Below are 21326 nucleotides of genomic sequence, written 5' to 3'. Positions count from 1 at the left end.
ATTTTTAGTGGCGTTAAGGTAGCAGTTTCTGCATAACAAGTAAATAAAGCAGAGAATCTATGCAAAGGCAAAAGCAGAAAATAGTTAGAGTAATAACTCAATAATGCATGGGTATGACAGTGGCTGGAAAAATTGGTCTGACCAGAGTGGCAGGGCGATGACGATACCAGCCCGGCTGCCGGCGATAACTTCCGCTGTGCTCGCCACAACGGGCTTTCGGCAGTCCTGCCTTCAAGCTGGCGGACCGGCTACGCCGATGCAATTTGTTCCGGACAAATTGCTTATCCGCCTTCGCTTCGCGAAATGAGTTTGTGGCTGCGCTATCGGAGTTAACACCTGGTTGAAACAGCCGCAGCGAAGTGACTTTTTTGCAGCACCCTGAAACGCCCGGACGGCGTTTCAGGAGCCTACAAGGAAGTATTTACGGCGTGTGTCGCAAAAAATGTCCGCAGCGCAGGCGCGCTACGGAGTACGGTAGTTAGTAGCTTAACCAGCTGCTACCCCAGCCAGCCGCTTAACGTTAAAATGGCGGTAAAGGCTAAAAAGAACAGCATATTGCGTTTGGCTAACTGCACCATATAGCTGCTGTCTTCCAAAGTGTTTAAGCTCTCTGCCGGCAGCGGCTCTGCTGCGGCAGCAACATCCACCACCACTTGCTCGTTGTTGGCGGTAAAATCAAGGAAGTAGCCCAGCAGTGCGGTCGAAGCACGGGAGAAATGCCCTACCAGCGCAAAGCCCAAACCAAACAACCGTGCCGGAAACCACAACGCCCAGTGCGCTGTACAGTGTACGGCCTTGTTATTGTCGCCCAGGCAAACGGCATAATCGGCAGCATGCTCTTCCGCTACGGCTTCCTGCAGGTGACGTACCAGCACATAGGTAATCACACCAAAGGCACCGAGCAGTAAAAACCAAAATACCACGGCAGCGTAATAACGGAAGTTTAACCACACCAGCAACTGACCATAGCTGCTTTGCTCGCGCTGGCTGCCCATATCACTGCGTATTTGCTGCATGGTAATAAAAGCGGCTTCTTCGTCGCCCCGCTCCATCGCATTTAAATACTGCTTATACAGCTGACGGTAATGCCAGCAACCGATAGCAAGCAGCAACACCAGGGTGTTAACCACCAGACTGACTAAATGGTTATCCAGCAAACACAGCAGCAACATTACCACCGCGCCCGGCAACGCCAACCACAGGTACTGGCCCAAGCTGTGCGATGACAACTTATGCAATGCCGAGCCGGCAGTAAAGCGCACATAGGCACGGCAATAACGGCTGGCTTGCCAGGCATCGCTGCGCACAGCTAAGCGCTCAATAATTAATGCCAGCAGCATACTGATTAATGTCATACAAAAAACTCCTTTATCGCGCTTTTTATAGCATTGCGGTAGCGCATCCAGTCAAACGCGATGCCGGGGTCGGTTTTACGCCCCGGCGCAATATCACAATGGCCCACTATACGCTGTGGCGTAATAGCCGGATGTTGCTGCATTAAAAAATATGTCAGCTTAATAAGGCTTTGATATTGCTGCTCAGTATAAGGCAAATTGTCGGTGCCTTCTAACTCAATACCAATGGAAAAATCGTTACAACGCTCGCGGCCGGCAAACCGGCTAACCCCGGCATGCCAGGCACGCTTGGCAAAGGGCACATAGTTAAAAATGCGGCCGTCGCGCCAAATTACGCAGTGCGCCGATACCCTAAGCCCGGCTAAGCCGGCAAAGTCCGGGTGGGCGCTGCAATCCAGTGTGCCCATAAACAGCGCGTCGACAAAGCTTTGCTCAGGCAACAGCGCAAATTCAGCAGCCGGCAGGCTGATATTGTGGATCACCAACAGGCTGATGCTCTCGCCTTCAGGGCGGGCATCACAGTGCGGGCTTGGCCGCAATACCATAGCAGGAGATTCGACGCTCATCAGAAATTTTGCCTTTGTACGGCGGTGTCAGTAAGCTATGCGCTATTGTCACTGCCGGAGGCTGTTAATGCAAGCGCCTGAACCATCAAACAAATATGGTAAGACCTTTGCCATCATTGCCTGGCTTATTTTAATGGCACTGCTGTTTGTGTTTTTTCAGGACACCATCAGCAAACAGCTTAACCCAAACCAGCAACTGCGCAGTGTACAAGGCAGCGCTGGTGAAACCCGCACCGTGCTTATCCGTAACAAAAGCGGCCACTATGTCGGCACCTTACTGGTAAATAACCAACCGGTAGATTTTATGCTGGACACCGGCGCTACCACAGTAGCCATTGCCGCCGCTACGGCAGAAAAGCTCGGCCTGCCGTTTGGCACGGCTATCAAAGTTAATACCGCCAATGGCATCGCCGATGCGTGGCGCAGCCGCATTGCCCGCTTGCAGCTGGGTGATATAGTGCTGCACGATATTCCGGCCAGCATTGTGCCTAATCTGGGCGGCACCGAGATATTATTGGGCATGAGTGCACTTAAACAGTTAGAATTCCACCAACAAGGCAACCAGCTTACGCTGATCCAGCACAACTGACTTTTACATACGGCTGTTTTACCAAAGGCTATAGCAAATACTATGCATACTAACTTTTCGACCTTACTGCAGCAGGAAACAATCCGCGCGGTGTCTAATGCTCTGGCAGAAGACTTAGGCTTTTTGCCATTGGCAGAGGGCGATATTACGGCATCTTTGATCCCCAAAGCGCAACAAGCCAGTGCGACCATTATTACCCGCGAAGACTGCGTGGTATGCGGCACCGCTTTTGCTGATGAAGTGTTTCGCCAACTGGGCAACGAAGTGCAAATTAGCTGGCAGGTAAAAGATGGCGACAAAGTGCCGGCCAACAGCCAGCTGTGCCGCTTAACCGGCCCGGCGCGTATTCTGCTTACCGGTGAGCGCACTGCGCTTAACTTTCTGCAACTGCTAAGCGCCACGGCTACCACCACTGCCCATTACGTGCAGTTTTTACACGGCAGCACTACCCGGTTATTAGATACCCGCAAAACCCTGCCAGGCTTGCGCTTTGCACAAAAGTACGCGGTAACTACCGGCGGTGGGAAAAACCATCGCATCGGTTTGTTTGATGCCTTTTTAATTAAAGAAAACCATATTGCCGCGGCCGGCTCTATTGCCAATGCAGTAACCACAGCGCGGCAGAATTTTCCCGGTAAACCGGTAGAGGTAGAAACAGAAAACCTCGCTGAGCTGCAACAAGCCCTTAACGCCGGCGCCGACATTATTATGCTGGACAACTTTAGTCTGGCCGATATTAAGCAAGCGGTAACGCTTAATGCCGGCAAGGCCAAACTGGAAGTATCCGGCAATATTACCAGCGAGCGCTTAAGCGAACTGGCCGCTACCGGAGTAGACTATATTTCCAGCGGGGCACTAACCAAGCATGTGCAAGCCATTGATTTATCTATGCGGTTAAATATTCAGTAGCAAAACAGCAACTCGTCTGACGTCTGGTGGTTAAACTTCTGCTACAGTGGGCCTGTCTCAAGGAACGAGACAAGCCAGCAGGAATACCTAATGCAATTAACCGGTAGCGTAGTATTTTGGCGTGACGACAAAGGCTTCGGCTTTGTATTGTGCCAGCAAACGCAGCAAAAACTGTTTTTTCATATCCGCGATCAAACCGGCACTAGCGGCCGGCCACAACCCGGCGATCAGCTGCATTTCAACCTGGCAAAAGACAAGCGCGGCCGTGACATCGCTGCACCCTGGCGCTTAAGCAGCACAAAAAACGCGGCCCCAAACACAGCCCAAACCACAGCAATAGCCGTCAACATTCGCCACAGCCCCAAACCCACAGATAACAGTATTCACTATGCCAACCAACTGGCGTTGTTATTTCGTATTGCCTTTCTTATCGCCGTGCTGGCCGCATTACTATTTGGCCGCCTGCCCTATGTGCTGCCGCTGCTGTATCTGGAGGCCAGCATTTTTACCTACTGGCTGTACAAAGCCGACAAAGAAGCGGCCATTGCCCGGCATGGCAACCGGCTGGCAGAGGAAAGCCTGCAGCTATTTGCGCTAATTGGTGGCTGGCCGGGCGCTTATCTGGCGCAGCGCCAACTGGCTCACAAGCGCAGTAAGCAGTCGTTCCGGCGCGAATTCGGCTTTGTTATCCTGGGTAATGCCTTATTGGTCAGCTGGTTGTTATCGCCCTGGGGTGAGCAATTTTTAGCCCGCATGGCGTTGTGGGCCGGCTAAAACTGTCGAAAAAAACCGCAAACACCTGCTAAACTGAATGCGCTGGTTGGCGTCTGAGTAACGATAAACGGCATTCAGATTGGTTGCAGAAAAAAGTTAGAGTAACTTAACTAGTACTTTTATACTATATAGCTTGTAACAAAACCGCTCACTTACCGGACAAATTCCCTTAAAAAGCAACAATTTAGGCAAATGCGATGGAATTACTAACATTTCGCTTGCGCCAAAGGTAAAAATGCTCAAAATAACAACCAGCCTACATGGCTAAATAAAAATCAGGAGAAGTTAAAATGACTAATATGAAACGTGTACAACAAGGTTTTACCTTAATTGAGTTAATGATCGTTGTAGCAATTATCGGTATTCTGGCTGCAGTAGCAGTACCGCAGTACCAGGTTTATACCCAGCGTGCTACCTCTACCTCTCAGGTAGTATCGGCTATGCGTCCGGTGCAGTTGGCTATCTCGGAATGGGCTGCTGAATTCAATGAATTACCTACAGCTGTTCAATACAACGGCCGTGCAGCACCTGTTACAGCTGCAGGCGCAGGTACAAGAACAGGTATGATTGAAACTGTTGCTTATGACGGAGCAGGTGCAATTACAGTAACTTTCCGTAACGATGATGATGTACCTGCTGATTTACGCGGTGAAACTGTGATTATTACAGCAGCTGTGAATAACGCAGGTGCAACTTCGTTTACTGTAACTGGTGGTTCATTAGTTGCCTCTTTACGTCCACGCTTGCCTAACGCTGAGCGGGCTGTTGCGACTCCATAATTTAGAGTCTGTTGTATTGTTTAAAGTGCGGCTATAGCCGCACTTTTTATTTCGTCAGGTTTTTTGTCACACCGGGAAATGACATTCTGTGTAAAATTCACCCTGATCGCTACTAAGCGATAGACAAGACGTGTAATAGATCAGCTTTTGTTAGTAGTTAACGGCAGTGATTATCAATGACAGATGCATTTGAATATTCGTTGGAAAGCTTATCAGAAACATTTTATGAACTTTTTCTGTTAGCTTTGCTATTTTTCCTACTGAACTTATTAGTTAAAGGAAAAAAAGCTGTTAGTAATACTTGGGCGGCCTTACCAAACGGGGTGTTTAATCTTTTGCTAATGGGCCTGAATGCAGTAGTGATTCCACCGATTGTATCCGCCTTGGCAACACTAATAAACCCACATAAGGTTTCTCCATATTTATCAGAAATGTGGGAGAGTTCCCCTGCAATCTTCGTTATTTTCACTACTGTATTTGTCGGTGATTTCGTCGGCTATTGGCGTCACAGATTAGAACACACTCGTTTACTGTGGCCAGCGCACAGTATTCACCATTCTGATGACAAAATGACATGGTTGACTTTGCAACGATTTCATCCAGTAAATCGCATATCAACTTATATGATTGACTCGTTTATATTAATAGCTCTCGGATTTCCGGTTTATGCCATTATAGCGAATAACTTAGTCCGTCATTATTATGGCTACTTTATCCATGCCGATCTTCCATGGACATATGGAAAATGGGGTTTGCTCTTCGTGTCACCCGCCATGCATCGTTGGCATCATGCTGAAGAACGAATGGCCCATAATACTAATTATGCAACAGTATTTTCTATCTTTGATAGGGTTTTTGGCACCTACAGGGTTCCGGGCGTTTGCGATGTTGCTCTTGGCGTTCGAACTATTGGAACCATGGGCTTTGTTAAACAAATGCTCTATCCGTTTAAACTTAACTCTTATACCAAGCCTGCAGATTCACATCTGCCAGAAAAAGCATCAACTAAGTGAGTACTAAAAAAAGAACAGCATGTCCGCCTTTATCGCGCCCTACGGTACTATAAACTTGAATAACCGGTGTTTAATGGCATAATCAGTCAATTATGCGAAGTCTTATCAGCAAAATCAGGATGTTTGCGTTTAATGGCCGTAACTACTACCTCTACTTTATTTAAACGCTTAGTGCAGCTGGGCAGCATTAACAGCGAGCTGGCCACCAAAGCTATTACCGATAAAGGCAGCCAGTTTAAAAACCTGCCTGAGCTGTTGATCAGCGAAAAGCTGATTAGCGCTACCGATTTAGCCCGTGCTGCCGCCGGCATTAGCCAGGCCATTAGTATGGACCTGGAACACTACGACGTTATCAGTGTTCCGGAAGATTTGCGCAATGAAAAGCTGATCCGCAAAACCGATATGCTGCCGCTGGGTAAACGCGGCCGTAATATGTATCTGGCCGTAGTAGACCCGACCAATATTCAAACCATTGAAGACTTTGAATTTAACACCGGCTTAAACGCCGAAGTGGTGGTAGTAGAATACGATAAGCTGCATAAGCTGATTGATAAGCTGTTTGATAACAGCCTGGGTGGCGATTTTGATAACAGCGACTGGGATTTAGGCTCGCTGGGCATAACCCAAGACGACGACGACGAAGGTGGTGCCGGCGTCCAGGTTGATAAAGAAGACCAGCCGATTATCGCCTTTATTAATAAAATGCTGCTGGATGCTATCCGTAAGGGCGCATCCGACTTACACTTTGAGCCGTACGAGAAAACCTACCGCATCCGCTTTCGTATCGATGGTATTTTGCATGAAGTGGCCAGCCCGCCGGTGGCATTATCTACCCGGTTGTCGGCACGGTTAAAAGTGATGTCACGGCTGGATATCGCGGAAAAACGCGTGCCGCAAGATGGCCGCATTAAGCTAAAGCTATCGGCAAAAAAATCCATCGACTTTCGCGTTAGCACCCTGCCCACCTTGTGGGGTGAAAAAATTGTAATGCGTATTCTGGATTCTGACAGCGCCATGCTCGGCATTGATGTGCTGGGCTATGAAGAACAGCAGAAGCAACTGTATCTGGATGCGCTGGCACAGCCACAAGGCATGATTTTAGTGACCGGCCCCACCGGCTCGGGTAAAACCGTATCGCTGTATACCGGCTTAGCTATTTTAAATACCACTGAAACCAATATCTCTACCGCCGAAGACCCGGTAGAGATTAACCTGGCCGGTATTAACCAGGTGCAGGTTAACCCGCGCGCCGGTTTAACCTTTGCCTCGGCATTAAAATCGTTTTTACGCCAGGACCCGGACGTAGTAATGGTGGGTGAAATACGTGATCTGGAAACCGCCGAAATTGCCATTAAAGCGGCGCAAACCGGCCACCTGGTATTATCTACGCTGCACACTAACTCTGCACCGGAAACTTTAACACGGTTATTAAATATGGGCGTGCCATCGTATAACGTGGCCAGCTCGGTCTCGCTGATTATTGCCCAGCGCCTGGCGCGGCGCCTATGCAGCCACTGTAAACAACAAGAACATTTGCCGGAAGTAGAGCTGTTAAAGCAAGGTTTTAGCGCAGAGCAGCTACCCGGCATTAAAGTATTTAAACCGGTAGGCTGTGACCACTGCACCAACGGCTATAAAGGCCGTGTTGGTATCTACGAAGTAATGCCGGTAAGCAGCGTGATGGCCGATATTATTATGCAGGGCGGTAACTCGCTGGATATTGCTACCCAGGCACAAAAAGAAGGTGTAAATAACCTGCGCCAGTCCGGGTTAATTAAAGCCGCCGCTGGTTTAACCAGCCTGGCAGAAGTAAACCGGGTGACTAAAGGCTAGTGACAAGTGACAACAGAATTTGACTTTTTGCGCCACGGCGCAACAACAGGAAACCATTATGGCTCAGGCACAACAATTTAAAATAAAAGAGCTGGAAGCATATACCTATAAAGGCGTTAACCGGCGTGGTAAAAAAGTCGACGGCGAAATTAAAGGCACCAGCGCTGCCGAAGTAAAAGCACTGTTACGCCAGCAGGGTATTACGCCCTCCGGCGTAAAGAAAAAACCCAAATCGTTATTTGGTGACGGTAAAAAAATTACTGCGCTGGATATTGCTATCTTTACCCGACAAATTGCTACCATGCTTGGTGCCGGCGTGCCACTGGTGCAATCGATCGACCTTATTGCCAACGGTGCCGACAATAAAAGCCTGCGCACTTTAATGCAGAAAATTTCGGTAAAAGTACAAGCCGGTTTGCCGTTATCAGAAGTATTACGCGAACACCCGAAGTATTTTGATGAGCTGTATTGTGACCTGGTTAAATCCGGCGAGTCATCAGGCTCGTTGGACCAAATTTTTGATCGTTTAGCCATTTATAAAGAAAAAGCCGAAGCGCTGAAATCGAAAATTAAAAAAGCCATGTTTTACCCGGTAGCCGTAGTTATCGTTGCCGCTATTGTTACCTCTATTTTGTTAATGTTTGTGGTGCCACAGTTTGCCGAGATTTTTGCCGGCTTTGGCGCAGAGCTGCCGGCCTTTACCCAATTTGTACTGGGTTTGTCTGAGCTGATGCAGGCTTATTGGTGGGTAGTGCTGGGCGGTATTATTGCTACCGGCTTTGTGGTTAAAAAAGCCTATGCCGGCAATTTAAAATTCCGCACTATGATGGACGGGCTGCTGATTAAACTGCCGGTGATCGGTAATATCCTTAATAAAGCGGCGGTGGCGCGTTATGCCCGCACCTTATCTACTACCTTTGCCGCCGGTGTACCGCTGATAGAAGCGTTAGAATCGGCAGCCGGCGCCTCCGGTAACGAAGTATATAAAAATGCCATCTTATATATTCGCGAAGAAGTGTCATCCGGTAACCAGATGTATCTGGCAATGAAACAAACCGAGCAGTTTCCGGAAATGGTTATTTCTATGGTGTCGATAGGTGAAGAAACCGGTGCGCTGGACAGTATGTTATCTAAAGTAGCCAATATATATGAGCAGGAAGTCGATGATGCGGTAGATGGTTTAACTGCGCTGTTGGAGCCGCTGATTATGGCGGTGTTGGGCGTAGTAATCGGCGGTTTAATTATTGCTATGTACCTGCCTATTTTTGGTATGGGCGACATTATCTGATGCAGCAACTGGCCGAACTGTTTGGCGCTTACCCGGCGCTGTTTATTGCTGCCACGGCTTTATTAAGCCTGATTATCGGCAGCTTTTTAAATGTGCTGATTTACCGCCTGCCGAAGATGATGGAAAACGAGTGGCAGCAGGAATATCAGGCTTATTTTCAACCCGACAGCAATACAGCGCCGGCAGCTAAGTTTAACCTGGCGGTGCCGCGCTCGGCTTGCCCGGCCTGTAACACGCCGGTGTTAGCGCGTGATAACGTTCCGGTACTGAGCTGGTTGCTGCTAAAAGGCAAATGCCGCAGCTGCAGTGCGCCAATAAGCCCGCGTTATCCGCTGGTTGAAACCCTCACTGCCATTATGTCTGCCGTGGTAGCAGCGAAACTAGGTTTTGGTTGGCCGGCCGCCGTGCTGATTGTGCTTACCTGGGGCCTGGTAGCGCTAACCTTTATTGATATTGATAAAATGCTGCTACCGGATCAGCTTACCTTACCACTGCTGTGGCTGGTGCTGTTATTCAGCCTGACTGATTCAGCCTTTGTTAATCCGGCCCAGGCTATTGTCGGTGCCGCTGCCGGTTACCTGAGCTTATGGAGTGTATACTGGCTGTTTAAATTGCTGACCGGTAAAGAAGGCATGGGCTACGGCGATTTTAAATTGCTGGCCATTTTCGGCGCTTTACTTGGCTGGCAGCAGTTGCCGCTGATTATTTTATTATCCTCTGCGGTGGGCGCTGTAGTTGGCGTAACCCTGATAACGCTGCAGGGCAAAAGCAAAGCCACACCTGTTCCGTTTGGCCCTTATATTGCAGCTGCCGGCTGGATTGCTATGCTGTGGGGTACACAGATAACAGACAGCTATCTGCGTTATCTTGGCCTGTAACCGGTGTCACGCTACATTGTTGGCCTTACCGGCGGCATAGGTTGCGGTAAAAGCACCGTAACGGCGTTATTTGCCGGGCTGGGTGTGCAATATGTTGATGCCGACATTGTCGCCCGCGAGGTGGTAATACCGGGTACCGATTGCCTTAATGCCATTTGCCGGCATTTCGGTGACAGCATTTTGCAAAGCAATGGCGAGCTGGACCGCGCTGCGTTGCGGCAACGCATATTCAGCAACAGTGCCGACAAAAGCTGGCTGGAACAGTTGTTACATCCGGCAATACGCCAGCAGCTGCTGCAACAGTTGGCAGCACTGACATCACCTTATGCACTTTTAGTCGCGCCGTTGTTGCTGGAGAATAAGTTACAGCAGTATGTACAGCGTGTACTGGTGATAGATTTGCCCGAAAGCATACAGCTAAGCCGGGCCGCCGCGCGCGATAACGCCGGTGAGATACAGATAAAAGCCATTATGGCGGCGCAGATAAGCCGCAACGAGCGGCTGAAACTGGCCGATGACATTATTACCAACGACAGCAGTATTGCTGATTTAACGCCGCAAGTTGCCGCCCTGCACCAACGTTATTTGCAGCTGGCACAGGCGTACTAAGCCGGCAAGCTGTTGCAACAGGGTGTGAAACCGCAACGCGATGACAGAACTTACCTACGAACATCCGCTTAACGAAAAACTGCGTACTTACCTGCGGCTGGAACACTTGCTGGCACAGCTGCAACAGCTGAACGCCTTAGCGGACCAGTGGCAACAACAAGCCTTTTTTAACGGCCTGTTCGACTTAATCGAAGTATTAGACCGCAACGATGTGCGGCCGGATCTGATTAAAGACACCGAACGCTGCGAAACCGCACTGGTGGCCTGGGCCAAACACCCTTCGGTGTCCGACGATAAGTTAAAGCCGGTATTACAACAGGCGGTTAAGCTGCAAAGCGACTTGCTGCGCAGCGGCAAGTTTGTCGGTAACTTAAAAGAAGATAAGTTTTTAGCCCCGCTACGCCAGCGTTTTTCTATCCCGGGCGGCACTTGCTTTTTTGACGTACCACAATTGCACTACTGGTTTAACCTGCCACTGCAAGAGCGCCAACTAATGGCCACCGCTTGGTGCGCAGAGTTTAACTTATTGCAGCAAGCCTTAAGTTTTGTGCTGGGCTTTAGCCGCGAAAAGGGCCAGTTCAGTGAGCTGGTGGCGCAAAACGGCTTTTATCAAAGCAATACCGAGCAACATGAATTACTGCGCATCCGCTACCCGCTGGAAGCCGGCGTGTACCCCACGGTAAGCGGCAACAAGTACCGTTATGCCATACGCTTTATGCAATTGAGCGATGACAGCGGCCGCAGCAACAGCGGTGAAGATATCAGCTTTAAACTGGCCTGCTGTTAATACTGGTAATTTACGCAGCCCTGGTTAAACTACGCGGCAAAACACCAGCCACAGCCAGGGCCTGCCCGGCACTTTTTGTAAACTGACAGATGTGGCTGATAAAAGCGGAGATTAAACATGAACGTAAAATGCCCAACCTGCGATAAAGCGGTAGTCTGGTCGGCTGCATCGCCTTTCCGGCCATTTTGCTCTGAACGCTGCAAATTAATTGATTTGGGCGACTGGGCAGCAGAAAACCACCGCATACCGGACAAAGCCCCGATAGACGCAGCCCTGTCAGAACAATATTTAGCCGAGCTGGAGCAAGAGTTTATCGCGCAGGACAATGAGTTCTTTAAGCACTAGAACACTGAAAAAGCACAAATAAGTTACATATAATTAAACAAATAAGCTATCCTTGTGTTTTTAGAAAAGGGAGCTTTAAGCATATGAAATGCCCAACCATCGTCGATCTCCAGCTTAGCCAAAATAGCCTGGATGCCATAGAGCAGATTGCAGAACTTAGTGATTTAGAGAAACTTGGCAGAACCGCCTTACTGATTGGCCAACTTTGGTCTATTTTCGGCGGTACAGCCAATAAAGGCGTCTCAGGTTCCGGCTTACAGCAATATCAAAACAGCTTACCGTTTAAAGTAGCTGCATCTGATTCTGCACAGTCAGGCTATGCAATCTATTCAACTAATTGGGATATGTTTTTTAAAACCAACAGCGCACTAAGCGCCATTAAACTGCGTCAAATTGAAAAAATTGCCTATCAGCAGGCTAACCTTCACGTTACTCGTCCGAAGGAGTACCAGTTTTGGCGGGCCGTATATTTGGGGTGCAATTATGATTAAACGCTTTTCAGCTATTCTACTGTTGTCATTTTGCTTCTCTGCCCCAGCTGATGAGCTGAAATTCGCTATCGATTACAGCGAAAAAACCTTTCAGGCATATGACGAACGAGTCGGGGCCTGCAGGCTAATCCAACGGCAACATACAGCACCAACAGAGGCAGAATTGAAGCGCCTGCAGAGCATGCAGTACTCGCCTTACATTTTGCCTTATCTTGAGGAACGCGCATTTAATCAATGCGTTATGGCGGAAAAGGCGCAGTTTATGGAAGCACTGCTCATGCTGGAACAATTTAGTAAATCTGCGAAAAATCAAAAGTTAACAGACTACGTAAATAAGCAGAAATCTGAAAACTTCCATGCCAGCAGCCTCAAAGTATTGGCCGATTACATGATGTTACCTGAAACAACCAGGCAAACTTTTGAGTCCGTTGAAAGCTTACAAAAGCCGTTTAATGGCATTCTCATGTTAGAAACTATCTGGCCACAATATTCAGGTAACTAAGCTGTGGCGCAAACACGTTAGTAATATCAGTAGCACTGCGGTCAGTTCGGTAAGCAATACTGAAAGCTGCGCCGCTTCCGCCCGCCTCAAAACGTAAAGCAGTGTTTCCCGTGGAAATATCACCAGCGCGGATATCACTCCGGGTAGAATAAAAGTCCACATGCCGGTCACTGACAATGCGCGACCGGCCTGATATCGGTAGTCGTTGTAAATATCCAGCATTGCGGTGACGCCATGGCTACTGCAGTAAAGCGCATAACCAATAAAGACACACAACAACCCCCATTGCTTTGCTGTCAGCCTTTTACCGGTGTAACGGTACTCTTCTGTGTACCAGTAATAACCGCTTAGCAGCAAGGGGCCAAATAAAAAAAGATATAACAGGCTCTGCACGATGCTTTCATCTTATAAAGTCATTACCGGGCTGCGGCAAACTGCTGCTGAATACGCGCCACTATCGGCTGGTTAGCATCGGGAAATTCAATGCTGCCAAGCTCTGCTATATCAACCCAACGCAGTGGCTGGCCTTCACGGCCATGCGGCTCGCCGTCAAAAGCAGTTACCAACCAGATGTCCAGCAGTACAGTTTTTTCCGGATAAGCGTACTCTAACTGCATAAAGGCGCTGCTTTGTGTCACGTGAATGGCCACCTCTTCCTGCAGCTCACGGTTAAGCGCCTGCGCCACGGTTTCCCCCATCTCTACTTTGCCACCGGGAAACTCCCATTTACCGCCCTGATGCTGCTTGCTGCTGCGTAGCGCCAGCAAAATACTCTGGCCCTGCAGTATAACGCCAACGGCGACATGGATAACATTGTGCTGCATTTTACCTCCAAAAACGACAAAGCCAGCCTAAGCTGACTTTGTCTTAACCTACATCAGTGCTTAAACCAGTTTACCGTGGCACTGCTTGTACTTTTTGCCCGAGCCACAAGGACAAGCATCGTTACGGCCTATTTTGTCCTGCTCGCGAAACACAGGGCCACGCGGCGCGTCGGCCGGCACTTCACCACCCACATGCTCAGCTTCAGCATGTTGGTAATCGTGTGGTACAGCATCGGCTTTACGGCGTTGCTGTTCTACCGCTTCAACATCTTCTGCTGCCCGCACCTGCACGCGGCTTAATATGCCGACTACGTCTACTTTCAGGGTTTCCAGCATGGCTGAGAACAGCTCGAAGGCTTCGCGCTTATATTCCTGTTTCGGGTTCTTTTGCGCATAGCCGCGCAGGTTGATGCCCTGGCGCAAGTGATCCATCGCCGCCAGATGCTCTTTCCAGTGTGTATCCAGGCTTTGCAACATAATGGCTTTTTCAAACTGACGCAGCACCTGCGGGCCAACCATCTGCTCTTTATTGGCGTAGGCTTGCTCCACTTCCTGCTGAATACGCTCACGCAGCTTTTCTTCAAACAGTTTTTTATCATCCGCCAGCCACTGCACTATGGTCAGCTCAAGGTTGAAGTCAGCTTTTAAGCGCTGCTCCAGCCCCGGCACATCCCACATTTCATCTAACGACTGCGGCGGAATATACTGGCTTATCACACCGTCGATTACATCGGTACGAATAGCGCTGATGGTTTCACTGATGTCGGTGGCATCGAGCAACTCGTTCCGTTGCTCGTATACCACTTTACGTTGATCGTTGGCAACATCATCAAATTCGAGCAGTTGTTTACGAATATCAAAGTTGCGCGCTTCTACTTTACGCTGGGCATTTTCAATGGCGCGGCTTACCCAAGGGTGTTCTATCGCTTCGCCTTTTTCCATCCCGAGACGACGCATCATTGCGGCCATGCGGTCTGAGGCGAAAATACGCATTAAAGCATCATCCAGCGACAGATAGAAACGGCTTGAACCCGGGTCGCCCTGACGACCGGAGCGGCCACGCAGCTGGTTATCAATACGGCGCGATTCGTGCCGCTCAGTACCAATAATATGCAGGCCACCGGCCGTAATTACCGCATCATGCCGTACTTGCCAATCCGCTTTCGCCTTAGCGATTTGCTCAGCGGTTGCTTCGGCACCCAGTGTAGCCAGTTCCGCCTGCAGACTGCCGCCCAGTACGATATCGGTACCACGACCGGCCATATTGGTCGCAATGGTTACCGTGCCGCTTTGGCCGGCCTGAGCGATAATTTGCGCTTCGTTGGCGTGGAATTTGGCGTTTAACACCTGGTGTTTAATTTTGGCTTTGTTTAATAAACCGGATAAATATTCCGAGCTTTCAATGGAGGCGGTACCTACCAACACCGGCCGGCCGGCATCACGGGTTTTTACGATATCGTCAATAATGGCCTGGTACTTATCTTCTGCATTCAAATACACCAGATCGGCCATATCGTCACGTACCATAGGCCGGTTAGTTGGCACTACGATAGTTTCCAGACCATAAATTTGCTGGAATTCGAACGCTTCAGTATCGGCTGTACCTGTCATACCCGACAGTTTGTCGTACAGGCGGAAATAATTCTGAAAGGTAATAGAGGCTAACGTCTGGTTTTCGTTCTGAATGCGTACACCTTCTTTGGCTTCTACCGCCTGGTGCAGGCCTTCAGACCAACGCCGGCCTTCCATGGTACGGCCGGTGTGCTCATCAACAATAATAATTTCGCCGTCTTTTACCACATAGTCTACGTCGCGTTTAAACAGCTGGTGCGCGCGTAAGGCGGCATACACATGGTGCAACAGGGTAATATTGGCTGCAGAGAACAAAGTGTCGTGCTCGCCTATCATGCCGTGCTCGCGCAGCATGTCTTCCACTTTGATCTGACCTTGCTCGGTTAAATAAACCTGGCGGGCTTTTTCATCCACAGTAAAGTGGCCATCGCCGTGCGCGCCCTCTTCATCTTCTTTTTCCTGCTTCACCAGTTGCGGTACCAGCAGGTTAATTTGTTTATACAACTCTGAGCTGTCTTCCGCCGGGCCGGAGATAATCAGTGGCGTACGGGCTTCGTCGATTAAAATAGAGTCCACTTCATCGATAATGGCAAAGGCCTGGTCGCGCTGTACGCGGTCCTGCGGTGAAAACGCCATATTGTCGCGCAGGTAGTCAAAGCCAAACTCGTTGTTGGTGCCGTAGGTAATATCGGCGGCATAGGCTTTTTGTTTGTCCGGGTGCGCCATACCAGGCACATTGACACCTACTGTCATACCTAAAAAGGCAAACAGCGGTTCATTGGTTTGCGCATCGCGCCGTGCCAGATAGTCGTTTACGGTAATAACATGCACACCGTTACCGCTAAGCGCATTTAAGTACGCCGGCAAGGTGGCGGTTAAGGTTTTACCTTCACCGGTACGCATTTCGGAAATTTTGCCCTGGTGCAACACCATGCCACCAATCAGCTGTACGTCGAAGTGACGCATATCAAATACACGCTTACTGGCTTCACGCACGGTAGCAAAAGCCTGCGGCAGGATGTCATCCAGGCTGCTGCCGCCGGCAAGCAGCTGTTTAAATTCGGCGGTTTTCTGTTGCAGCTGGTCATCGGACAAGGCGGCGAACTCTGCCTCTAACGCATTGATCTGCTGTACTTGTTTTTCTAATTTTTTTAAGAAGCGGTCGTTGCGGCTACCAAATAATTTGGCAAAAAGTTTTCCAAACATTATCCAAATACCATGTTAAGTTAAAACTGCAGTGCAGCCCCGGCGGTGCTAAGCCCGGCCGGTAAAAAGTATCAACGCCTCAGCATATTACGCCAGATATGGTGCCCTATGCTAACGCTTTCAAGGTGTAACATTCTCTGAGTTGGCAGAAGCTGCTACACTGCGCGAATAAACCACATGCTGCAGGTGCACAAGGCGATGGCCCGATATACCCATAAACCTCTGGATATCAGCAAAGTACTGTCGCACAGCAGCCTGGCATCACAGCAGCAACAAGTAGGCCTGGTGCAACAATTAAACAAAGTGCTGGCAGAGGTGTTACAACTGGAGCAACTCAGCTTTTGTCAGGTTAGCTGTATTCGCGATGGCCGTGCAGTGATCTTATGTGCCTCGGCACCCTGGCTAACCCGGTTAAAAATGCAGCGCGACGCCATTCTAGACAATTTTCGCCGAAAAATCTTGCCTGATTTAGCCGGCATTGAGATAGAAGCTTCGCCGAACGGCCAGATTAACAAGCTGAATGTACCAGTGGCAGAAAAAAACAGCCATCAATTATCAGCACAGGCAGCACTAAGCTTAAGAGCTGCAGCACAAGGTAGCGAGGGCGCGTTAAAACAAGCGTTGTTAAAGCTGGCAGAAAACGCTGAGCGCAAAAAAGTCTGAGCTGCTGAAAACACAAAACCCGGTAAAAACCGGGCTCTGTTTGCTACTCTGTGTTTGCTACTGCAGCTAAATCAGGCTAGCTATTGCTACTAAATCAAGCCAGTTGCGGTGCCAAATAAGAAATAGGCATTTTGGCTTTATCTTCAAAGGTAACAAATTCCCAGTTTTCCTGGTTAGCCAATACCGCACACAGCAATTGGTTATTCAATGCATGGCCGGTTTTAAAGGCTTTAAACTCACCCAAAATACTGTAACCGGCCATATATAAATCGCCGATAGCATCCAGAATTTTGTGTTTAATAAATTCATCGTCGTAGCGTAAACCATCCTGGTTCAGCACACGGTATTCATCCAGTACTACAGCGTTATCAAAACTGCCGCCCAGCGCCAGATTATTTGCCCGCAGGTACTCTACTTCATGCAAAAAACCGAAAGTACGGGCACGGCTGATATCTTTAATAAAACCGGCGGCGGAGAAATCCAGCTGCATATGCTGAGTGGTTTCAGCAATCACCGGGTGATCAAATTCAATAGCGAAATCAATTTTAAAACCGTGGTGCGGCTTAAATTCGGCCCATTTATCGCCATCTTCTACCCGCACGGTTTTCTTAATGCGGATAAACTTTTTCGCCTGGCGCTGCTCTGCTACGCCGGCTTCGAGCAATAAATACACAAACGGATTGGCACTGCCATCCATAATAGGAATTTCAGCTGAGTCAACTTCGATCATTAAATTGTCGATACCCAGACCGGCAATGGCCGCCATCAGGTGTTCAGTGGTAGATAAACGCACGCCATTTTCGTTAATTAAACAAGTACACATCACGGTATCACCCACTAATTCAGGTGCTACTTTGAAGTCGACCACAGGATCGAGATCAACACGACGGAACACGATACCCGTGTTGTCCGGCGCAGGTCGGAGAGTAAGCGTAACCTTTTCGCCTTTGTGCAATCCCACCCCAATGGAGCTGACTGTTTTGCCGATGGTACGTTGTTTAATCATCATATTTTCCTGCTCAATTAATAAGCAATGTCAAAATGGCGGCGAAGCATAGCATAACGTGGCAATTATGCCAAATTCCACTGAACAGCAGCTTAACCCTGCTGACGGCGCAAAGCCCGGCCCAAGAGCCAACTAAGTATATACTTAATCGGCTTGTTTGCGTAAAAACGCCGGAATATCAAAAATATCGATATTCGCTTTGCTCTCTGGTTGTGCCTGTGACTTGCTCACCGCAACTTGCTCTTGCTTCACGGTTTGTGTCTCATGTTGTGGCTGCAGCGCAGCACCACCCTGAGTACCGTAAAACGGCTTTTGTGGTTCTACCGGCGCTCTGCCATGTACCAGACTGATATCCGGACGACGGTCTGCACCAATACCGGTAGCAACTACAGTAACACGCAGTTCATCGTGCATATTAGGGTCGATAACCGCACCCACTACTACAGTGGCATTTTCTGAAGCGAACGCTTTGACGGCATTACCGACAATTTCAAACTCTTCAATGCTGATATCTAACCCAGCAGTAATGTTAACCAGAATACCCTTAGCACCAGATAAATCAATATCTTCCAGCAATGGGCTGGAAATAGCCTGCTCGGCAGCTTCTTCTGCGCGATCCGGGCCACTGGCACGGCCGCTACCCATCATCGCTGTACCCATTTCGGACATTACGGTACGTACGTCGGCAAAGTCTACGTTGATCAAACCCGGCCGTGTAATCAGTTCAGCAATACCTTGCACCGCGCCTAACAGCACGTTGTTGGCCGCTTTAAAGGCGTCCAGCAAGCTGGTGCCTTTACCCAGTACTTTTAACAGCTTGTCGTTCGGGATAGTGATCAGCGAGTCGACATGCTTGCTCAGCTCCAGAATACCTTCGTCGGCATAAGCAGTACGCTTTTTGCCTTCAAACGGGAACGGCTTGGTGACTACCGCTACCGTTAAAATGCCCAGTTCACGCGCCACTTCGGCCACGATTGGCGCTGCCCCGGTACCGGTACCACCACCCATGCCGGCAGCGATAAAAATCATATCGGCGCCCTGCAGGGTTTTCTTGATGGTTTCGCGGTCTTCTTCCGCCGAACGACGGCCGATTTCCGGGTTAGCCCCGGCACCTAAGCCTTTGGTAACATTAGCGCCTAATTGCAGCGTAATGTTGGCGGATGAATTACGCAGTGCCTGGGCGTCGGTATTGGCCGCGACAAACTCTACACCTTCAATATTGCTGGCAACCATATACTCGACAGCGTTACCGCCACCGCCACCAACACCTATCACTTTAATAACAGCTTCTTCGCTGTGGTTTTCCATTAACTCAAACATAGCTCTCTCTCCGTTTCTACGCTTACTAACTTAAAATTCGCCTTTGAACCAGCTGCTGATCCGTTTGACGAAGCTGCTTACTGAATCGCGCACATCAACTGCTTTTTTCTGCTGTGTGCGAGCATCTTTTCCGTACAGTAACAAGCCCACCACACTGGCGTAGGCCGGGTCCTGTACATATTCTTTTAAACCGGTGACATGCATAGGTGCGCCTACGCGCACCGGCATTTGGAAAATATCTTCGGCAAATTCCACCGCACCTTCCATTTTGGCAGTGCCGCCGGTCAGTACTACTCCGGCAGCAATTTGCTCTTCCAAACCACTGCTGCGGATTTCTTCCAACACCAGCTCAAATAATTCCTGATAACGCGGCTCGACCACTTCGGCCAGGGTATGGCGCGACATCGACCGCGCCGGCCGTCCGCCTACGCTGGGCACTTCAATACTCTCTTCTTTGCCTACCATGCTGCGCAGTGCACAGGCGTACTGCACTTTAATCTCTTCCGCGTGGCTTATCGGTGTGCGGAAAATCTTGGCGATATCGCTGGTAACCTGATTACCGGCTACCGGAATAACGGCGGTATGACGCAGCGCACCATTGGTGTAAATGGCCAGGTCTATAGTGCCGCCGCCCATATCCACCACACAGACACCCAGCTCTTTTTCATCGTCGGTTAACACGGCAAAGCTGGACGCCAGCGCGGTAAAAATCAGCTGATCTACTTGCAGGCCACAGCGTTCAACGCATTTTTCAATGTTCTTCGCCATGTCATTAGCGCAGGTAATAATGTGCGCTTTGGCTTCCATTCTTACACCTGACATGCCAACCGGGCTTTTAATGCCTTCCTGCATATCGACCGAGAATTCCTGCGGCAGTACATGCAACATGCGCCGCTCCGCCGAGATAGGCACCGATTTGGCGGCATGGATCACATTAGCCACATCGTCTGCGGTAACTTCAGTATCGTTAATCGGCACCATGCCACTTTCATTCTGGCAACGGATATGTTTACCGGTAATACCGAGGTAAACCGACGACACGCGGCAATCGGCCATCAACTCGGCTTCATCGATCGCGCGCTGTACCGCCTGCACCACCAGGTTCAGATCGTTAACACCGCCTTTGTCCATGCCACGCGAGACGTGGGTGCCCACGCCGACAATGCTCAGCCGGTCATCTGCAGTGATCTCGCCTACTACCGCTTTAATGCGTGCGGTGCCTATATCCAGGCCGACAATCAGGTCCCGTTCTAACGACTTAGTCATGCTTTTCTCTTTTGTTCAGTGCTGTAACGCACCGCTATGCCGGTGTCGTAGCGTAGATCGACTTCTGCTACGGCGTCGGTTTTATGTTTACTGATCACCGGATACAGCTCTATAAAGCGCTGCAGCCGTTTTAAGGTATCGTCGCGGCCCAGCTGTAACGCTACGCCATTGCTCAGCTTTAGCTGCCAGGAAAAACGCTCGGTTAGCCCAAGCGCTACGGCATTAAATTTATGCAGGGCCAATAAGCCCTGCATATGGCGGAACATAGTCAGGGCATCCTGCTGGCTGCCTTGCGGGCCGGTTAGCTGTGGCAGTTCCGTTTTCAGCTGCTGTAAGGGAGCATCAAAAATATCACCCTGTTGATTAAGTAATTGCTGCTGATTCCACACTGCTACCGGCTGTTGTTCTGTTACAACCACAACCAGGGCATCAGGCCATTGTTTGCGCACGGCTACCTGATATACCCAGGGTTGCTGCAACAGGAACTGCTGCACCTGATCCACATTCACGCTGAAAAAGTTACCCACATACTGCTGCTGCAAGGTTTGATGCAGCTGCGTGGCGTCTATATGGTGAAAATCACCGTATAAGCGCACCTGGCGTACCGGAGCACTTTGTTGACCCTGTACCCAATCGGCTATCTTGAGCCCGGCCCATAACAACGCCAGCAGCGCCACAATAAAAAACACCACACCGGCGTAAAACGCCGGGCGTTGTTTAAATTGCAGTGTTGGCCAGCGCAGTTGCATAC

At 49.6% G+C, this 21326-nt stretch carries 22 protein-coding genes; 14 read left to right on the top strand and 8 right to left on the bottom strand.

What is annotated here, in order from left to right; all coding sequences use genetic code 11:
• Positions 1-497: 497 nt before the first annotated feature.
• Both ampE and ampD read right to left on the bottom strand, forming a co-directional pair.
• A complete protein-coding gene (ampE, locus tag ACTZWV_RS03515; RefSeq protein ID WP_444785207.1) occupies positions 498-1355 on the bottom strand; it encodes a regulatory signaling modulator protein AmpE in 858 nt (285 codons plus the stop codon).
• On the bottom strand, positions 1352-1921 hold the full coding sequence (gene ampD, locus ACTZWV_RS03510) for a 1,6-anhydro-N-acetylmuramyl-L-alanine amidase AmpD (protein WP_444785206.1): 570 nt from the start codon (positions 1919-1921) through the stop codon (positions 1352-1354). The genes ampE and ampD overlap by 4 nt, the downstream gene beginning before the upstream one ends.
• A 67-nt stretch (positions 1922-1988) precedes the next feature.
• Here ampD and ACTZWV_RS03505 point away from each other — a divergent pair, with 67 nt between their 5' ends.
• From ACTZWV_RS03505 to ACTZWV_RS03445, 13 genes are all read left to right on the top strand, one after another.
• Positions 1989-2510, top strand: coding sequence for a retropepsin-like aspartic protease family protein (locus ACTZWV_RS03505; protein WP_444785205.1), 522 nt, complete (start codon positions 1989-1991; stop codon positions 2508-2510).
• 42 nt (positions 2511-2552) lie between these two features.
• Positions 2553-3419 (top strand): carboxylating nicotinate-nucleotide diphosphorylase, encoded by an 867-nt coding sequence (nadC, locus tag ACTZWV_RS03500; RefSeq protein ID WP_444785204.1) that lies wholly within the window; start codon positions 2553-2555, stop codon positions 3417-3419.
• A 90-nt stretch (positions 3420-3509) separates the two neighbouring features.
• Positions 3510-4193 carry a DUF1294 domain-containing protein gene (locus ACTZWV_RS03495; RefSeq protein WP_444785203.1) on the top strand — a complete coding sequence of 228 codons (684 nt, stop codon included), beginning with the start codon at positions 3510-3512 and terminating at the stop codon, positions 4191-4193.
• A gap of 290 nt (positions 4194-4483) precedes the next feature.
• Entirely contained in the window at positions 4484-4972 is a 489-nt protein-coding gene (locus tag ACTZWV_RS03490) for a pilin (protein WP_444785202.1), read from the top strand.
• 176 nt (positions 4973-5148) lie between these two features.
• Positions 5149-5985 carry a sterol desaturase family protein gene (locus ACTZWV_RS03485; RefSeq protein ID WP_444785201.1) on the top strand — a complete coding sequence of 279 codons (837 nt, stop codon included), beginning with the start codon at positions 5149-5151 and terminating at the stop codon, positions 5983-5985.
• A 132-nt stretch (positions 5986-6117) separates the two neighbouring features.
• On the top strand, positions 6118-7818 hold the full coding sequence (gene pilB / locus ACTZWV_RS03480; RefSeq protein ID WP_444785200.1) for a type IV-A pilus assembly ATPase PilB: 1701 nt from the start codon (positions 6118-6120) through the stop codon (positions 7816-7818).
• A gap of 58 nt (positions 7819-7876) precedes the next feature.
• The gene (locus ACTZWV_RS03475; protein WP_444785199.1) at positions 7877-9106 is read left to right on the top strand and encodes a type II secretion system F family protein; all 1230 of its coding nucleotides are present in this window, start codon (positions 7877-7879) and stop codon (positions 9104-9106) included.
• Positions 9106-9984 (top strand): prepilin peptidase, encoded by an 879-nt coding sequence (locus ACTZWV_RS03470; RefSeq protein ID WP_444785198.1) that lies wholly within the window; start codon positions 9106-9108, stop codon positions 9982-9984. Before ACTZWV_RS03475 ends, ACTZWV_RS03470 begins: the two co-directional genes overlap by 1 nt.
• 3 nt (positions 9985-9987) lie before the next feature.
• Positions 9988-10593 (top strand): dephospho-CoA kinase, encoded by a 606-nt coding sequence (coaE, locus tag ACTZWV_RS03465; protein ID WP_444785197.1) that lies wholly within the window; start codon positions 9988-9990, stop codon positions 10591-10593.
• Between the two features lie 40 nt (positions 10594-10633).
• Positions 10634-11380 carry a cell division protein ZapD gene (gene zapD, locus ACTZWV_RS03460; protein ID WP_444785196.1) on the top strand — a complete coding sequence of 249 codons (747 nt, stop codon included), beginning with the start codon at positions 10634-10636 and terminating at the stop codon, positions 11378-11380.
• A gap of 117 nt (positions 11381-11497) precedes the next feature.
• Entirely contained in the window at positions 11498-11725 is a 228-nt protein-coding gene (yacG, locus tag ACTZWV_RS03455) for a DNA gyrase inhibitor YacG (RefSeq protein WP_305552360.1), read from the top strand.
• 83 nt (positions 11726-11808) lie between these two features.
• Positions 11809-12216, top strand: a complete 408-nt coding sequence (locus tag ACTZWV_RS03450) for a hypothetical protein (protein WP_444785195.1) — start codon at positions 11809-11811, stop codon at positions 12214-12216.
• The gene (locus tag ACTZWV_RS03445; RefSeq protein WP_444785194.1) at positions 12209-12718 is read left to right on the top strand and encodes a hypothetical protein; all 510 of its coding nucleotides are present in this window, start codon (positions 12209-12211) and stop codon (positions 12716-12718) included. The genes ACTZWV_RS03450 and ACTZWV_RS03445 overlap by 8 nt, the downstream gene beginning before the upstream one ends.
• Positions 12719-13134: 416 nt before the next feature.
• Here the strand turns inward: ACTZWV_RS03445 and mutT are convergent, their stop codons facing one another.
• Complete coding sequence (mutT, locus tag ACTZWV_RS03440) at positions 13135-13542, bottom strand: 8-oxo-dGTP diphosphatase MutT (RefSeq protein ID WP_444785193.1); 408 nt, start codon at positions 13540-13542, stop codon at positions 13135-13137.
• Positions 13543-13602: 60 nt separating this feature from the next.
• Complete coding sequence (gene secA / locus ACTZWV_RS03435; RefSeq protein WP_444785192.1) at positions 13603-16320, bottom strand: preprotein translocase subunit SecA; 2718 nt, start codon at positions 16318-16320, stop codon at positions 13603-13605.
• Positions 16321-16518: 198 nt separating this feature from the next.
• On the opposite strand from secA, the gene ACTZWV_RS03430 reads away from it, so the two are divergent.
• Positions 16519-16983 (top strand): DciA family protein, encoded by a 465-nt coding sequence (locus ACTZWV_RS03430; RefSeq protein WP_444785191.1) that lies wholly within the window; start codon positions 16519-16521, stop codon positions 16981-16983.
• Positions 16984-17077: 94 nt separating this feature from the next.
• On the opposite strand, the gene lpxC is transcribed toward ACTZWV_RS03430, so the two are convergent.
• From lpxC to ACTZWV_RS03410, 4 genes are all read right to left on the bottom strand, one after another.
• Positions 17078-17989: a UDP-3-O-acyl-N-acetylglucosamine deacetylase gene (gene lpxC / locus ACTZWV_RS03425; RefSeq protein WP_444785640.1), complete on the bottom strand. Its 912-nt coding sequence runs from the start codon at positions 17987-17989 to the stop codon at positions 17078-17080.
• A 144-nt stretch (positions 17990-18133) separates the two neighbouring features.
• A complete protein-coding gene (gene ftsZ, locus ACTZWV_RS03420) occupies positions 18134-19309 on the bottom strand; it encodes a cell division protein FtsZ (protein ID WP_444785190.1) in 1176 nt (391 codons plus the stop codon).
• A 30-nt stretch (positions 19310-19339) separates the two neighbouring features.
• A complete protein-coding gene (gene ftsA, locus ACTZWV_RS03415) occupies positions 19340-20575 on the bottom strand; it encodes a cell division protein FtsA (protein ID WP_444785189.1) in 1236 nt (411 codons plus the stop codon).
• Entirely contained in the window at positions 20572-21324 is a 753-nt protein-coding gene (locus ACTZWV_RS03410; protein ID WP_444785188.1) for a cell division protein FtsQ/DivIB, read from the bottom strand. The genes ftsA and ACTZWV_RS03410 overlap by 4 nt, the downstream gene beginning before the upstream one ends.
• Positions 21325-21326 lie beyond the last annotated feature (2 nt).

It is taken from the genome of Rheinheimera sp. NSM, from assembly GCF_052380015.1.
Taxonomy (GTDB): domain Bacteria; phylum Pseudomonadota; class Gammaproteobacteria; order Enterobacterales; family Alteromonadaceae; genus Alishewanella.
This window is presented reverse-complemented; position numbering and strand designations above follow the sequence as displayed.

Coding starts and splice junctions, on each gene's coding strand:
- ACTZWV_RS03485 (WP_444785201.1), top strand. CDS start 5,149: ATGACAGATGCATTTGAATATTCGTTGGAAAGCTTATCAGAAACATTT.
- ACTZWV_RS03445 (WP_444785194.1), top strand. CDS start 12,209: ATGATTAAACGCTTTTCAGCTATTCTACTGTTGTCATTTTGCTTCTCT.
- nadC (WP_444785204.1), top strand. CDS start 2,553: ATGCATACTAACTTTTCGACCTTACTGCAGCAGGAAACAATCCGCGCG.
- mutT (WP_444785193.1), bottom strand. CDS start 13,542: ATGCAGCACAATGTTATCCATGTCGCCGTTGGCGTTATACTGCAGGGC.
- ACTZWV_RS03475 (WP_444785199.1), top strand. CDS start 7,877: ATGGCTCAGGCACAACAATTTAAAATAAAAGAGCTGGAAGCATATACC.
- ACTZWV_RS03505 (WP_444785205.1), top strand. CDS start 1,989: ATGCAAGCGCCTGAACCATCAAACAAATATGGTAAGACCTTTGCCATC.
- pilB (WP_444785200.1), top strand. CDS start 6,118: ATGGCCGTAACTACTACCTCTACTTTATTTAAACGCTTAGTGCAGCTG.
- ftsA (WP_444785189.1), bottom strand. CDS start 20,575: ATGACTAAGTCGTTAGAACGGGACCTGATTGTCGGCCTGGATATAGGC.
- lpxC (WP_444785640.1), bottom strand. CDS start 17,989: ATGATTAAACAACGTACCATCGGCAAAACAGTCAGCTCCATTGGGGTG.
- ACTZWV_RS03490 (WP_444785202.1), top strand. CDS start 4,484: ATGACTAATATGAAACGTGTACAACAAGGTTTTACCTTAATTGAGTTA.
- ACTZWV_RS03450 (WP_444785195.1), top strand. CDS start 11,809: ATGAAATGCCCAACCATCGTCGATCTCCAGCTTAGCCAAAATAGCCTG.
- ACTZWV_RS03430 (WP_444785191.1), top strand. CDS start 16,519: ATGGCCCGATATACCCATAAACCTCTGGATATCAGCAAAGTACTGTCG.
- ACTZWV_RS03495 (WP_444785203.1), top strand. CDS start 3,510: ATGCAATTAACCGGTAGCGTAGTATTTTGGCGTGACGACAAAGGCTTC.
- ACTZWV_RS03470 (WP_444785198.1), top strand. CDS start 9,106: ATGCAGCAACTGGCCGAACTGTTTGGCGCTTACCCGGCGCTGTTTATT.
- ACTZWV_RS03410 (WP_444785188.1), bottom strand. CDS start 21,324: ATGCAACTGCGCTGGCCAACACTGCAATTTAAACAACGCCCGGCGTTT.
- secA (WP_444785192.1), bottom strand. CDS start 16,320: ATGTTTGGAAAACTTTTTGCCAAATTATTTGGTAGCCGCAACGACCGC.
- ampE (WP_444785207.1), bottom strand. CDS start 1,355: ATGACATTAATCAGTATGCTGCTGGCATTAATTATTGAGCGCTTAGCT.
- ftsZ (WP_444785190.1), bottom strand. CDS start 19,309: ATGTTTGAGTTAATGGAAAACCACAGCGAAGAAGCTGTTATTAAAGTG.
- ampD (WP_444785206.1), bottom strand. CDS start 1,921: ATGAGCGTCGAATCTCCTGCTATGGTATTGCGGCCAAGCCCGCACTGT.
- zapD (WP_444785196.1), top strand. CDS start 10,634: ATGACAGAACTTACCTACGAACATCCGCTTAACGAAAAACTGCGTACT.
- yacG (WP_305552360.1), top strand. CDS start 11,498: ATGAACGTAAAATGCCCAACCTGCGATAAAGCGGTAGTCTGGTCGGCT.